Annotated in this window: 12 protein-coding genes and 1 other annotated feature; of the genes, 7 read left to right on the top strand and 5 right to left on the bottom strand. The window is 52.5% G+C overall.

Annotation, left to right across the window (positions count from 1 at the left end):
• The first annotated feature begins 245 nt into the window (after positions 1-245).
• Both OEL90_RS05885 and OEL90_RS05880 read left to right on the top strand, forming a co-directional pair.
• The gene (locus tag OEL90_RS05885) at positions 246-1547 is read left to right on the top strand and encodes a phenylacetate--CoA ligase family protein (protein WP_300687502.1); all 1302 of its coding nucleotides are present in this window, start codon (positions 246-248) and stop codon (positions 1545-1547) included.
• On the top strand, positions 1547-1963 hold the full coding sequence (locus OEL90_RS05880) for an ACT domain-containing protein (protein WP_291402122.1): 417 nt from the start codon (positions 1547-1549) through the stop codon (positions 1961-1963). The genes OEL90_RS05885 and OEL90_RS05880 overlap by 1 nt, the downstream gene beginning before the upstream one ends.
• 61 nt (positions 1964-2024) lie before the next feature.
• Here OEL90_RS05880 and OEL90_RS05875 read toward each other — a convergent pair whose 3' ends face one another.
• Positions 2025-3830, bottom strand: a complete 1806-nt coding sequence (locus tag OEL90_RS05875) for a DUF4153 domain-containing protein (protein WP_300687499.1) — start codon at positions 3828-3830, stop codon at positions 2025-2027.
• A gap of 505 nt (positions 3831-4335) precedes the next feature.
• Between OEL90_RS05875 and OEL90_RS05870 the strand changes: the two genes are divergently transcribed.
• The gene (locus OEL90_RS05870) at positions 4336-5382 is read left to right on the top strand and encodes a LysM peptidoglycan-binding domain-containing protein (RefSeq protein ID WP_300687497.1); all 1047 of its coding nucleotides are present in this window, start codon (positions 4336-4338) and stop codon (positions 5380-5382) included.
• Positions 5383-5566: 184 nt separating this feature from the next.
• Here OEL90_RS05870 and OEL90_RS05865 read toward each other — a convergent pair whose 3' ends face one another.
• The 3 genes from OEL90_RS05865 to OEL90_RS05855 all read right to left on the bottom strand — a co-directional run bounded on the left by OEL90_RS05865 (position 5567) and on the right by OEL90_RS05855 (position 8835).
• Entirely contained in the window at positions 5567-5956 is a 390-nt protein-coding gene (locus tag OEL90_RS05865) for an acyl-CoA thioesterase (RefSeq protein WP_300687517.1), read from the bottom strand.
• A gap of 126 nt (positions 5957-6082) precedes the next feature.
• Positions 6083-6679: a protein-L-isoaspartate(D-aspartate) O-methyltransferase gene (locus tag OEL90_RS05860; protein WP_300687495.1), complete on the bottom strand. Its 597-nt coding sequence runs from the start codon at positions 6677-6679 to the stop codon at positions 6083-6085.
• 104 nt (positions 6680-6783) lie between these two features.
• Positions 6784-8835 (bottom strand): molybdopterin-containing oxidoreductase family protein, encoded by a 2052-nt coding sequence (locus OEL90_RS05855; RefSeq protein ID WP_300687493.1) that lies wholly within the window; start codon positions 8833-8835, stop codon positions 6784-6786.
• 271 nt (positions 8836-9106) lie between these two features.
• Positions 9107-9363: a binding site (T-box leader), on the top strand.
• 128 nt (positions 9364-9491) lie between these two features.
• Here OEL90_RS05855 and OEL90_RS05850 point away from each other — a divergent pair.
• From OEL90_RS05850 to leuB, 4 genes are all read left to right on the top strand, one after another.
• Positions 9492-11051, top strand: coding sequence for a 2-isopropylmalate synthase (locus tag OEL90_RS05850; protein ID WP_291402108.1), 1560 nt, complete (start codon positions 9492-9494; stop codon positions 11049-11051).
• Between the two features lie 75 nt (positions 11052-11126).
• Positions 11127-12425 (top strand): 3-isopropylmalate dehydratase large subunit, encoded by a 1299-nt coding sequence (leuC, locus tag OEL90_RS05845; RefSeq protein ID WP_300687491.1) that lies wholly within the window; start codon positions 11127-11129, stop codon positions 12423-12425.
• Positions 12426-12474: 49 nt separating this feature from the next.
• The gene (locus tag OEL90_RS05840) at positions 12475-12972 is read left to right on the top strand and encodes a 3-isopropylmalate dehydratase small subunit (RefSeq protein WP_291402105.1); all 498 of its coding nucleotides are present in this window, start codon (positions 12475-12477) and stop codon (positions 12970-12972) included.
• Positions 12972-14051 carry a 3-isopropylmalate dehydrogenase gene (gene leuB / locus OEL90_RS05835; RefSeq protein ID WP_300687489.1) on the top strand — a complete coding sequence of 360 codons (1080 nt, stop codon included), beginning with the start codon at positions 12972-12974 and terminating at the stop codon, positions 14049-14051. Before OEL90_RS05840 ends, leuB begins: the two co-directional genes overlap by 1 nt.
• Positions 14052-14145: 94 nt before the next feature.
• On the opposite strand, the gene ypfJ is transcribed toward leuB, so the two are convergent.
• Entirely contained in the window at positions 14146-14994 is an 849-nt protein-coding gene (gene ypfJ, locus OEL90_RS05830; protein ID WP_291403520.1) for a neutral zinc metallopeptidase, read from the bottom strand.
• Between the last annotated feature and the right edge of the window lie 68 nt (positions 14995-15062).

Genomic DNA, 15062 nt, shown 5'->3' with positions numbered 1-15062 from the left:
CTGACACTCAGTTCATTTCGGTGTCTGACACTCAAATCATTTCGGTGCCAGAGCATGCGAGAATGCTTATCATCCACGTTGCCTTCAATCAGTCCCACCAAGCCTCACCCCCCGCCCCAAACTGCCATTAACCTTCCAAATTCTTTCACAATCTTTCAAAATTCACCGCTTGCCAATCAAATCCCCAAAAGGTATTCTTTAAAGAACAATAAAATTTATAAAATAGTGAAAGGCAGGTATCAAGCATGATCTGGAGCACCTATGAAACCATGGCGCGCGATCAGATGGAAAAGCTTCAGCTCGAACGGCTGAAGCAGACTGTCCGCCGCGTCTATGACCACGTTCCCCATTACCGCGCCAAGCTAAATGAGCTCGGCATTAATCCAGAAGACATTCAGTCTCTGGAGGACCTTAAAAAGCTGCCTCTGACAGTCAAAAATGACCTCCGGGACAACTACCCCTTCGGACTCTTCGCCGTCCCCCAAAAGGAAGTCGTCCGCTATCATGCCTCCTCAGGCACCACCGGCAAACCCACCGTGGTAGGCTACACCAAAAATGACATGGAGACTTGGACCGAGCTGATCGCCCGCATCGTCACCATGGCAGGCGTCTCAGCAGAGGACACAGCTCAGGTCTCCTTTGGCTATGGCCTGTTCACCGGCGCATTTGGCCTTCACCAGGGTCTCGAACGCGTCGGCGCCTCCGTTATCCCAATATCCAGCGGCAATACCGAAAAGCAGATTATGATCATGCAGGACTTTGGAACAACCGCCCTCATCGGCACACCTTCCTACGCTTTACATATGGCCGAAGTCGCCAAGTCCATGGGCATTGATCCCAAGAAAGACTTAAAGCTCAAATGGGGCCTCTTCGGCGGCGAAGGCTCCACCGAAGCCATGCGCCGCGAGCTCCAGGACGCTTGGGGTATCTTCGTCACCGAAAACTATGGCATGAGCGAACTGATTGGCCCCGGCGTCTCCGGCGAATGCAAAGCCCTCTGCGGCATGCATATTTCAGAAGACCACTTCATCCCGGAGATCATAGACCCAGAGACCCTGGAAGTCCTGCCTCCAGGCTCAGTCGGCGAGCTCGTCATCACCACCGTCACCAAAGAAGCCCTGCCTCTTATCCGCTATCGAACCAAAGACATCACCTCCCTCCATTACGAAACCTGCGACTGCGGCCGCACCACCGTCCGCATGGCCAAAATCCAAGGCCGCACAGACGACATGCTGATCCTCGGCGGCGTCAACGTCTTCCCGTCCCAAATCGAAGAAGTCCTCTTCAACACTGAAGGCATTGGCCCGCACTACCAGATCAAAGTCTTCAAGAAAGGCTATCTGGACAAGATCGAAATCGACGTCGAGCTCATTGACGACAACCTGCTCGAATCCTTTGGCCAGCTTGAAGCCCTTAAACAAACCATCCGTTCGAGACTTCGTACCGTATTAGGCATCGACGCCAAAATCCACCTGCACGAGCCGCGCACCCTGGCGCGCTTCGAAGGTAAGGCCAAACGCGTCATCGATATGAGGGAGGTAAAATAATGCTCATCGATCAACTATCCGTCTTCGTTGAAAATCGCCATGGCGCCCTCGCCGCCGTCACAGACGCACTTTACCGTTATGGCGTTGATATCCGGGCCATCGCCGTCTTTGACACGACCGAATTTGGCATTGTCCGCATCGTCGTCGACAAGCCCGAAGAAGCCCTCAAAGACTTGAAGGCCGATGGTTTCGTCGCCAAACTCAGCAAAGTCATAGCTGTCGAGCCCATCGACAAACCCGGCAGCCTGAACGAGCTCTTCCACATCATGGGCGACAACGGCATCAACATCGAATACATTTACTCCTTTGTCATGCGCCGCCGCGAAATGCCTTATGTCGTCTTCAAGACCGACAACCAGGAAAAAGCGCTGCAGATATTGAAAGACAAAGGCCTTAATACCGTCGTGGATCTATAATCAAAAAATAAAATAAGTCAGTGTCCACAGCCCAAAAGGGCTAATCGGCACTGACTTATTTTTATTTATTTCCCACTAACACATAAAAGCTGTAATCCGAGGCAATTTCCCCTTGACCCATCTCATACAGATGAATCCCCCGGAACACCACCGACATCCTGAACTGGTCGTTTTCGACCGCGACCGTCATAGCCTCCGGCAGCATCAATTCCTTAAATGCACCCATTTCAGGCGCAATACTGTTTACCGCATCCTCCAAAGCAATCGCCAGAACCTCATCCCCAACCGGCGTTACCAACTTTACCACGGCATCCTCCGGTGTGGTTCGCGTCACCTTGACTTCATAAGTTTCACCAGCCAACTCTATACTCTGGGACTGAGGCTCCATTTCTTTTTCGTACCGCGCCACTTCAAAAGACAGCAGTCGATCAAACCCCTCAACCTCGAGGGCCACCCCCGGATCCAGCGATACCATGGCGTAACGCTGACCACCTGCCGGTTCAAAAGTACGCTCAAACCCAAACGTCCGCGCAAAATCCTCATAAGCTTTAAAATCCTCAGGCAGCCACTCTACGTAATCCAACCCGCCTGAACCCTGCAGATAGTTCACAATACTCGTCGTTTCAGTCTTTGTAAGCTCTGAGGCTTCTGCCTTTGCCACCAGCTCGCCATTGACCAGCATCCCCTCCGCGGCCAGGAGCCCCTCAAGCCGCCCAATTTGACTGTTTCGGGACACCGTGAACGCATCCACCGGCGGAAGAATTGACCCCAGCGCGAACACTGCTGCCAGCAGCGCCACCCTGCCGTTCTTCGAAACCGGGCTGAAACTCAGCATTAGTCCCGCAGCCAGCGAGAAAACGCCAAAGAGCGCGACATAGTACCTGGATTCCGTCACACCGTACGCCTCAAGCCGTATGCCCACCGAGATCAGCTGCAAAATGACTACCGGGATCAGCACCTTTGGAAACACCCGCGTGTAGGCTTTCGCAAATCCATTGTCCAGAAGGCTGGCCATTACAAAAATTAGCAGCCCGGCAGCAGAATACAAAAGCACCATAGGTCCCAGCTGCCCCGAAGGCCAGACCTGAGTCACCAGAATCTTCCCCAAATAAGCCGCCAGCACCGCCGTATACACCGCCACCAGAGGCACCGCTATGTAAGAGACCAGAATCTCCAGATATCTTGGATAATCAAACGCGCCAGCCCCACCTGAGCGGTCAGCGCCAGAACCATTCTCAAGAGCGTTTTGCCGATGGTCAAAGCGCGGCAGCAGCGACATAAAGTACACTGGTGCAAATAAAATCCACACCGTCGCCATAGAATAAGCATACGCCTCATCGCTGACTTCAAACAACAAAATGTCAACGGTCGCGATCACAGCTGCAAACCCCGCCGAAAGCACCGCCGCATAAAGCCAGGACGTGGCGAAGGTTTTGACATAGGTCAGCGCAACACGGTTAAAGTCCTCTCTCCCGCCTGCAGAAGGCAACCACAGCACCACGCAGATCAAGGCGAACCCCGTCACCAGGCTTCGGATCACCACTGCGTCGCTGATCTCCGATGCCGGCAGCAGAATCAGAAAATATCCCAAAGTCAGAAGCAGACCGGCAACGTAAGCCGCCACCCTGCGGGAAGAAAGCCCGTCAAAGCTCTCAACCGTAAATTGAATCGCTATCCCAAGAACAGCGCCAATAACTAGAGTGAACACCATTTTTTGCATGATCAGCGGCGGATCCAGATCTTCGCCTATGATGGCATACACCACCAGCAGCGCTGCAGCAAACCCGGCAACTGAGACCGGAAACCTCTCCGCAGCCTTAATGAGGCCTTGCAGTCGTCTAACAAGTGTCCCTTTAATCTCCTTCATAACAGCACCTTCCCGATTCCTATTTTTTACAAAATGGCGAATGAATACAGGTTGAGCATTTCAAGAATCCCCCACACAAATGACATCATGCATCCCTATCATAGCTGACTAACCTTCAACGCGCATTACAGAATAGTTACAGCCAATGCTCCTATGGATGAAAGAGATTAAACCACCTGCATTAAAAATGTCGCGTTACCAAGGCGTTACATCCATGTCTCTGAAAATATCCAAATAGAGTTTGATATGTTTGTAACTCTTGATATCTGAATATTCTAACTATTATTTTCGCCAATCACTAACATAAAATCACTCGAAAGTGTTGCCGTTACAGAGTTTTGTTCATATTGTTAACAGAAAAAACCAGGTAAATTGTGGTTATGAAGTAACAATTGTGTTACAATTTTTATGTAAATCAGGTCGTCTTCAACTTGATTTGTCAACATTTTCACAACATTAATTAAACTGAGGACAACCTGAAAAAATTCAAGAGGAGGTAATACGTTTGAAAAAGAATCTAGCAAGAGCCCTGGCACTATTGATGCTTTTGACATCCGCGATCGTCTTCGCGCCTATGTCACTTGCGGCAGACAGCACTACTTCTGCATCTCCGCCATGGGTAGAGCCAGCACAGCCAAGCGTACCAAGCTCACCTGCTCCTGCTCCGGTTAAAACTACCACCCCAGTTGCTATGCCAGCAATGGATGGTGGAGAGTACCACGTTGTCGTCAGCGGCGACACTATGTACAAAATCGCCGTCAAACACGGGATGACCCTGAGCGAGTTGGTTGCTCTCAATCCTCAAGTCAAGAATATCAACCTGATCTACGTTGGCCAAAAACTTCTTCGTAAAGCCAGCACCACAGCCCCTGCAGCTCCTGCGGCAACTGACAGTGTCATCAAGGTTTATCAAGGCATTGGCTATAAAGTCGCATTTAGAAACGGCCCTGGCAAAGACAGCGAAGAAGTGCCAGTCTATAGTTTCAACGTCGCAATGGCCGCCGCTACTTTTGACTCAGCCGGCAGAATTCTCAATGTCTACATAGACGGTTACGAAGTCTCTTCCCCTAACTATGACGGCGCTTCAATGCCTCACTTCTCCGGCTGGCCGGGTCAAGCAGGTTATAACGTCACCGACCATACAACTGAGAAGGTCGTCGGCGTTTCAACCAACACTCCTGAATCCGCTGCTGCTGAAGTCAACAACTGGCTCACTAAGCGCCAACGCGGCGATACTTATCACATGAATCCAGCAAATGAATGGTACAAGCAAATGGACTTCTTCCAAGAGTTCTTCAAAGGCAAAACTGTCATGGAACTCGAGCAGTGGTTTGGTAAAAATACAACCGCCGCAGGTCGTCCAATCAAAGCAACGACAACTAACGAAGCGGATCTTGCCAAACTTGCTGCTTTAACAGCTGAAGAAAAAGCTGCACTTGCTGATGTCGTCTCCGGTGCAACTATGTCCATCCGCGACGCACATGGCGATTTCCTCGGCGCAGTTGGCGAAGCTTACAAAAACAGAGTTGAAGTTGTTGTTCCTGTTAAATAATTAAATTAACATTCAAAAAGGCCCATTTCGCAACTGAAATGGACCTTTTTTTATTTGTCTGCAAAATGGAAAACTCGGTGTCTGATGGAAAACTGGGTGTCAGACACCCAGTTTCCAAAAAAATAAACTCGGTGTCTGACACCGAGTTTCAATAGGCGTATGCCGGCGACTCCGCTTTCCACTTTCAATACTTCGCCTTAATCTCTAAGTACTTCTTCTCTCCCAATGCATATAACGCATGTTCCTCAGGCGTTTTTGGCACCAGACGCGGTACCTGTGTCGGCACACCATCTACTATATGCACCATGGTGAAAAACGCCTTGAGAGAGGCCTCCGGCATGACATCCGAGCTGAAGTCATTGACATAAATGCTGACCATGATCTGCATAGAGCTTCGCCCTACATAGGTCAACTGACCTACACACGTTACAATATCTCCAATGTGGATCGGCTTTAGAAAGACGATTTCATCCACCCTTGCCGTCACAGCGTCGCCTTTGCAGTGTTTGAAGGCCGTTATCCCGGCAATATTGTCCATCAGATTCATGAGTTCTCCACCATGAACATTGCCCATAATGTTACTATGTCGCGGCTCCATAACCATACAGGTCTCCGCCCTTGTGAATGAAATATTATTTACCACTTGAACCCTCCCAAAATGAAGTCAGTTTAGTCTCTATACACTCAGCTATTAATCATTTCAGTCTTCAAACCCATCCCAGCCATATTTCCCAACCAGTTCCACAAAAACGACTTTGGTCAATACCCTCCGGGATACAACGCCCTCTGCGTCCTTGACCACCAAAAGCAAATCCTGGTCCCCGGGAATGCCCACCGGCAAAATCATTCTTCCGCCGATTGCCAGCTGCTCAACCAGTTCAACCGGAACCGCGGAAGATGCCGCAGTGACTATAATGCGGTCAAAAGGCGCGGCTTCAGGCCAGCCTCCGCTGCCATCCCCAATCCTGAATCGAATGTTGCTGTAGCCAAGCCCCTCAAGACGCGTCCTGGCTGGGACCGCCAGTTCTTGCAGACGTTCTATAGTGTAAACCGAACCGCCAAATTCCGCAAGAAAAACCGTCTGATACCCAGAACCCGTCCCTATTTCCAACACTTTGCTGTCACGTTCAAGGGCTAAGTGCCAGGTCATATCAAACACCAGGCTGGGTTGAGAAATAGTCTGCCCATAGCCTATAGGCAGCGCGTGATCCAGCCCTGCCAACGCTTTAGAGGGACCGTCAATAAAATAAGCCCGGTCAAGCGACTTGAAAAACATCAGCAGTTCTTTTTCGGTCACAGCTAACACCTCCAGTCATAAAACTCCGAACCGCGCTTTCCAAATCGGTCTTGGATCACACCGTCAACTACCCCCCGAACTCGTCACTTTCATTAAAGATGCTCCTACCCATTACATTTAGTCACATTACAATTGACTTCATAATAAGCCGCGTGCAGCCCCATCCCCGCGGCGCGTTCCGCAACCAGCTGATTGACGCCGCCGCCTTTTTGCAGCCACCAGCCTTCATGGATTAAAACGAGCTCCGGACTCTGATCCGCCTCCACCTTTGCGGTACAGATCAGCTGCCCTGTGGAATTGAACACTTTGATTTTGTCACCATCGGCTACCCCAAGCCCTTTAGCTGCAGACAGACCAAGATAAGCCACCGGAAGAGCCTGTCCAAAAAGATCCAGGAAATGCTGAGAATGCAGGGACTCCTTGATATGCGGCGTCAGGAGATAATAAGGCTCTTCGGGCGAAGGCCGCTTCCCGACAGGTCTATAGACCGCCACCGGATCAAAGCCATCCATGCCGGCCCGGTTGGACCAAAGCTCAATTCTGCGGCTTGGCGTTTTAAACGTCAACTCTGACCATGCCACCAAGCCGTTGTCCACTTCGGAATCCTTCTCATGAACGGGCACAGGCCCCTTTTTCAGTACGTCCACCGAATAACCTAAAGCCTCTGATAACGGCTTCAAAGCTAACTCCAGCCACGCCTCTTCGCTCTGCGCCGGAAAAGCCTCGAGGCCAAGGCGCTTGGCTAACTGCGTGAAAATCCAGTGCTCAGACGGCACCCAGGGGTCCGCCTCGACGACCGGCGAACAATAAGTCAAATAGGAGTGCACTGCCGGCGGCAGGATCACATCCGTCGATTCCAGAAAGTGCGCACAAGGCAGCACGACATCCGAGACCTGCGCCGTATCCGTCATGAACTGGTCAATAGTTACCTTAAAGTCAACGGACTCAAAGGCCTTCAGCATTTTCCCAGTGTCCATGAACTGCGTCACAGGATTGGCCTTAGTCGTAAAGATCGCCTTAATTTTGGGATGATCCGCAGAAAGGATAAAATCCGCCATCATTGGTCTCGGATAGGTTCTGTGGTGCACTCTGAGAGACTGGCCGCTCAGCACCTCGGAATCCAAATATCCGGACATCCGGTCATTGTTATAATTCACACCGCCACCGGAAATCCCAATATTACCGGTAATCGCCGCCAGCGCATCAATAGCTCTGATGGTCTCCCCGCCATTAGTATAGCGCTGCACACCATACCCCACTAAGAGACAGGCAGGTTTTGCACTTCCATACAGACGCGCCAGCGACCGGACCACCTCAGCCGAAACCCCCGTTTCCGCCTCAGCCGCTTCCGGCGTCCACGGCTTAACCGCATCTTTAAAAGCTGGATACCCTTTGACATGACGACGTATAAACTCTGCATCCACCAGGTTTTCCTCAATCAGCACATGCGCAATGGATAAGGCAAGCGCACCATCCGTCCCCGGCCGCGGCGTCACAAGCTGAGCTGACAAAGCCGCAGAAGTCGCTGACCCGCGAGGATCAATCACCACAATCTCAGCGCCGCGTTCTTTCGCCTGCCTCAAAAATGGCATGGCATGAATCCCGGTTTCCGCCGGATTCCGCCCCCAAATCACGACCACGCGGGCATTCACCACATCCGAAATCTCGTGGCTCATGGCAGCGCCAAAATCGTAGTTCTGCGCTTGATGCCCAGCGCCTTCACACAAGCTGCCCACAGAAGTGGTCACCCCGCCATAGGCACTGAAAAACCTGGCCTCCAGCTTCTTCAGCAGCCCAACACTCCCCGCATGGGCGCAGTGCAGCACCGCCGTGGCAGGACCCTCCCGGCGAATCTGATCCAGCCTTTTCGCCACCAGATCCAGCGCCTCATCCCAGGTCACCTCCCGAAAGCCTTCTCCCGCTGCGTCCCTGACCAGCGGACGCCTGAGCCGCTCAGGGTGGGCCTGCCTCGCCATATGGGCCAGCCCTTTGGAACACAGCGCCTTCCCCGTCACAGGATTCGCCGGATTCCCGGCCAGCGACTTGATCACACCGTCCTCCACCGCAGCCAAAATTGAACACGCATCCCAGCAATCCAGGGGACACGCTGTTGAAATCACCTGTTTTTCATTTTCCGTTTTTTTGCCGATGGTCACCTGCCCCACCCCCTCACCCTCATTATACCTCTTCTGCCGCAACCTCAGTCTTCTGAATTTTCAAAAAATACTTTTTTTCAATCTCCCCACAAGCGCCGTATCTTGTACCGAATTCCATACAACCCATCAGAGCATCCAATCCCGCCCTGCGAGCCGTATGAGCGTCAAAAATAAAAATTTATAAAATTTTTCTCCCCAAGTGTTGACAATCTAAGCCCCACCTGTTAAGATTCGTTTAATAAATATTCTTAACATTCACACCCTAATAGCAATTTTTGCGCTGATGGAGACATACCCTTACTGCACCCGTCATTCAAAGCGAGCCGGACATGGTGAAAGCCGGCAGTGACATCAGTAAGACTCTCACTCCTGAGCAGATGCTCCGAAACCTTTTAAGACTTTCGGCATTAAGAGCATCCGGTCGCCCCGTTATCGGCACAGGTTTGTTTGAACCGTAGAGAGTTGTCTCCCATTTGAAGCAGGAGGCAAAAAAAAGGTGGTAACGCGGGCATAGAGCTCGTCCTTGCATAGGACGCGCTCTTTTTTGTTGCAGAAAAACACTTTTTCTGAGGATCAGAATCTTACGGTTAAGTTATTTCTCATCTTTAAACACCATCGGCACAAATGGATTCATCCAGAACAAGGAGGTCAAAAAAATGAGTACAATCATTCAACCGGACAAGACGATCAAAATTTTCGATACGACGCTTCGCGACGGGGAACAGTCCCCGGGCTGCAGCATGACCCTTAAAGAAAAAATCGACATGGCCAGACAGCTTGAGAAAATGAAAGTAGACATCATTGAAGCCGGCTTTGCCATAGCTTCTCCCGGCGATTTTGAATCCGTCCAGACCATAGCCAAGGAGCTTAAGGAGACGACTGTCGCCAGTTTGGCGAGAGCCCTCGAAAAGGACATTGACGTGGCCTGGGAAGCTGTCCAGTACGCGAAGCGCCCTAGAATCCACACCTTCATTGCGACGAGCGACATACATATGCAGTATAAGCTCAAAATGGAGCCGGATGCCGTTCTCGAACGCGCGGTGGCTATGGTCAAATACGCCAAGCGCTATTGCGAGGACGTAGAGTTCTCAGCGGAAGACGCGACGAGATCCAACCCCGAATTCCTGTACCGCATCTTCGAAGCCGTCATCAAAGCCGGCGCAACGACACTCAACGTGCCTGACACGGTTGGCTATACAACCCCTATGGAATACAGCAGCCTGATTTCGTCTATCCGGGAAAAAGTCAACGGCATCCACAAAGTCGACATCTCCGTCCACTGCCACAATGACCTTGGTTTGGCTGTCGCCAACTCACTGGCTGCCGTCAAGGCAGGCGCCACGCAGGTAGAATGTACCGTCAACGGTATTGGCGAGCGCGCCGGCAACGCCGCCCTTGAAGAGATTGCCATGGGTCTTGCGACACGCTTCGACTACTACGGCATCAAAACCGGCATTGAGACTACCCAAATTGCCCGTTCTTCCAAGCTCCTGACTTCCATTACAGGTATCAGCGTTCAGCCAAATAAAGCTATTGTCGGCGCCAACGCTTTTGCCCACGAGTCCGGCATCCATCAGCACGGTATGCTTGCGAACGCCTCAACTTACGAAATCATGACCCCGGAGTCCGTAGGCCTGAGAACGAATGCCATGGTCCTTGGCAAGCACTCAGGTCGCCACGCCTTTGAAGACCGTCTCAAGACCCTGGGCTACGAGCTCACTAAAGAAGAAGTCAACCGCGCGTTTGACGATTTCAAAGTCCTCGCGGACAAAAAGAAAACCGTTGACGACCGGGACATCGAAGCACTTCTTCAGGACGATGTTATGAACCTCGAAGAGCACAACAAGTACAAGCTCAAGCGTTTCATCATCAACAGCGGCAACACCATCACCGCCACAGCGACGATCGCTCTGGAAGTAGAAGGCCAGATCTACGAGGAAGTCTCTGCCGGAGACGGCCCAATTGACGCCGCTTACAAATCCATTGAGAAAATCGTCAAAACCGGCGCGACTTTGGAGGATTACAAGATCCAGTCCATCACAGAGCAGGAAGACGCCCAGGGCGAAGCCATTGTCAAGCTCAGGAAAGGCAGCCGCGCTGTCACAGGCCGCGGACTTTCCACAGACATTATTGAAGCAAGTATTCTCGCTTACCTGAACGCGGCTCAAAAGCTTGAGTCCATTTCTGCAGAACCCCCTATCCGCGTGATCTCGTAGAACGTACCCCAAGGGATCCGGCGCGAAAGCAAAGGATCCCTCACTCATAAATCTGCTAAAAAGGAGCCATCATTCATGTCCACTCAAGCAAAACAGCCAATGACAATGACTCAGAAAATCCTCGCCGCCCACGCCGGCAAAGACTTCGTCGCACCGGGCGAATTCATCCAGGCGAAGCTCGACCTCGTGCTCGGCAATGATATCACCGCGCCGCCTGCCATCAAAGAGTTCACCAAGCTTGGCCAGCCCGCAGTCTTTGATAACAAGAGAATTGCGCTTGTCCCGGATCACTTCACGCCAAACAAGGACATCCAAAGTGCTGAGCAGTGCCGACAAATGCGCGTCTTTGCTCACGACCAGTCCATTGAGAATTATTTTGAGATCGGTGAAATGGGGATTGAGCATGCCCTTCTGCCTGAAAAAGGTCTCGTGGTCCCTGGCGACGTCGTCATAGGCGCGGACAGCCACACCTGTACTTACGGCGCCCTGGGTGCCTTCTCCACAGGCATAGGCTCCACAGACATGGCTGCGGGTATGGCGACCGGTCTCTGCTGGTTCAGAGTACCGGAGGCGATCCAGTTTGTCCTGAAGGGGAAACTGTCAGAGCACGTCAGCGGCAAGGATGTCATTCTTCATATCATCGGCAAAATTGGCGTCGACGGCGCCCGCTACCAGTCCATGGAATTCGTGGGCGAAGGCGTTGCCAGCCTCACTATGGACGACCGCTTCACCATTGCCAATATGGCCATTGAAGCCGGCGCTAAAAACGGCATCTTCCCGGTAGATGAGCGCACTAAGGCATATCTCGAAAACCGCGGCAAGCGGCCTAGCGTCATCTTCGAAGCAGATCAGGACGCTGTCTATGCCCAGGTTATTGAAATCGACCTTGCGGCCATCCGTCCTACAGTCTCCTTCCCGCATTCTCCTGACAACACCCGCACCATTGACGAAATCGAGCGCATGGAGCAGGAGAAAGGCGCCATCACAATTGATCAGGTAGTCATAGGCTCCTGCACCAACGGCCGCCTCGACGACCTTCGCATTGCGGCGCGCTACCTTAAAGGTAAAAAAGTAGCCAAAGGCGTTCGCGTCATTATCTTCCCTGCGACACAGAAAATTTATCTGGACGCCTTGAGAGAAGGCTTGATCGAGATCTTCATTGAAGCCGGCGCCATTGTCAGCACCCCGACCTGCGGCCCTTGCCTGGGCGGCCATATGGGCATCCTGGCAAAAGGCGAGCGCGCGGTCGCGACGACCAACAGAAACTTCGTTGGCCGCATGGGCCACACCGAGTCAGAAATTTATCTGGCAAGTCCGGCCGTCGCAGCAGCTTCAGCAGTTGCCGGCAAGATTGCTAATCCTGAGCGCGCCTGATTCAGATCACTTTCTACTATTATAATTAACGTTACGAGGAGGACATTCCATGAGCACATCCGGCCGCGCTTTTAAGTTTGGCGATAATATTGATACCGACGTCATCATCCCGGCACGCTACCTGAGCACCGCAGACCCTGAAATTCTCGCAAAATACTGTATGATCGACATTGACGACACCTTTGCAGGCAAAGTTCAAAAGGGAGACATCATGATTGGCGGCCGCAACTTCGGCTGCGGCTCATCCCGCGAGCACGCGCCCATCGCCATCAAAGGCGCCGGCGTGTCCTGCGTCATTGCCGAAACCTTTGCCCGAATTTTTTACCGCAATGCCTTCAACATTGGTCTTCCCATCATCGAATGCGCCGAGGCCGCCAGGAAGATTGCCGATGGCGACGAAATCCGCGTCGACTTCGAAAGCGGCAAAATCGAAAATATCACTAAAGGCGAAACTTATCAGGCTCAGCCACTCCCACCTTTCATGCGCGACATTATCGACGGCGGCGGTCTGATCGCCTCCATCAAAAAGTCGAGGGGTGAAGCCTAATGAAATATAAAATAGCTGTCATTTCCGGGGATGGCATTGGACCCGAAATCACAGGACAGGCGGAATCCGTCCTCTCACGCCTCGGCGAGCTCTTCGGTCACGAATTTGCCATGACCCACGTTCTCGCAGGCGGCGCCGCCATTGATGTCTTTGGCGAGCCGCTGCCGGATGAAACCGTTGAAATCTGCAAAGAATCAGATGCCGTCCTTCTCGGTGCGGTAGGCGGTCCAAAATGGGACGGCATGCCGGGTCATCTCAGACCGGAAGCAGGTCTTCTGAAGCTCAGAAAATCGCTCAGTCTCTACGCGAACCTGCGCCCCGCCATTCTATATGACGTTCTGAAGGACGCTTGTCCCCTTCGCGCAGACCTCGTGGTCGGCGGCCTGGACATCCTGGTCATGCGGGAGCTGACCGGCGGCATTTACTTTGGTGAAAAAGGCAGAAGAACCGGTCCGAATGGCCCGGAAGCTTATGACGTCGAATGCTACAGCGAAATGGAAGTCGAGCGGATTGCCCGTGCAGCTTTTGAAGCTGCCAGACACCGCAGCAAAAAAGTGACCAGCGTAGACAAGAACAACGTCCTGGAGAGCTCCAGACTCTGGAGAGAAGTGGTCATCCGAGTCGCGGCAGACTATCCGGATGTCACCCTTGAGCATATGTTTGTCGACAATGCCGCCATGCAGCTCGTCAGAAATCCAAAGCAATTCGATGTCATTCTGACCAGCAACATCTTTGGAGATATTCTCTCCGACGAAGCCAGCATGGTGACCGGCTCCATAGGCATGCTCCCAAGTGCGAGCCTCAGCGGCACCGGGATGCCGGGCGTCTACGAGCCTATTCACGGATCGGCACCGGATATCGCCGGCAAGGATCTTGCCAATCCAATTGCGACGATTCTCTCCCTCTCCATGATGATGCGCCACGCCTTTACACTGGAGCAGGAAGCCGCTGCAATCGACCGCGCGGTCAGCGAGGTTTTGGAGGCAGGATGGCGTACCGGAGATATTGCGAAGCCGGGCGAGAGAACCATCGGCACAAAGGAAATGGGAAGAAGGATTGTCGAAGCATTGAAGCGATAATCCGGTGCAGCCGCTATACAAACAGTAAAGGGGAACACAGTCAGCAAAAAGTCGAAGTTACGGCTTTCGCTGAAGGTGTTCCCCCTTTTTTCGCTTACAAATCATTGGTGTTGAAAGTGTCGCCGTTACTGAGGTCTCCGGATTCAAAGCCCTTGTAAAACCAGCGCTGGCGCTGCTCTGACGTGCCATGGGTGAAGCTGTCCGGCACGACATAGCCCCTGCTCTGCATCTGGATCCGGTCGTCGCCTACGGCGCTGGCGGCGTTCATGGCTTCCTGCAAGTCGCCTTCTTCCAGGTAGCCCATGCCTTTGACGTGATTGGCCCAGACACCGGCGAGATAGTCCGCCTGCAGCTCAAGCCGCACCTGATACGCGTTGTAATCCGCCTCGCTCAGCTGGGTGCGGAGATCCTGGACCTGCTGGAGGATCCCCAGCTGGTTCTGCACGTGATGGCCTACTTCATGAGCTATGACATAGGCCATGGCAAAATCACCAGGTGCTTTGAATTTCGTTCTCAGTTCTTCATAGAAGCTCAGATCGATGTAAACTTTGTTGTCTCCCGGACAATAGAACGGCCCGGTTGAAGCGCCAGCGGTGCCACAGGCAGAGTCCACATAGCCGGAGTAGAGCACCAGACCAGGCTCATCATAATCCCCAAGACCTGCTTCCTCGAATATTTGATTCCACACGACTTCTGTGTCTGCCAGGACTACGGACACAAACTCCGCCAGCTCCTGCTCCTCCTGAGTCGCTTCGTAGGCCTGATCCGAACCCGGACCCAGGATATCAGTCGCCCCTAGAATCTGGCTTGGATCGCCGCCCAGAAGCGCCACAATGATGATCAGGATGATGCCAATCCCGCCGCCAATGGCTTTGTTGCCGCCGCCCCTCGCGCCCCGCCTGTCTTCTACGTTGCTGCTGCCTCGTCTGCCCTGCCAACGCATATAAATTCCTCCTGACTCAGACTTTATCGCATGTCGACACCGTCTCTTTAATACCTTTAATATTTATG

This window comes from Acidaminobacter sp., assembly GCF_030247605.1.
In the GTDB taxonomy this organism is placed as follows: domain Bacteria; phylum Bacillota; class Clostridia; order Peptostreptococcales; family Acidaminobacteraceae; genus Acidaminobacter.
Note: the sequence above shows the minus strand (reverse complement) of the source record. Positions and strands in the feature narration are given on the sequence as shown.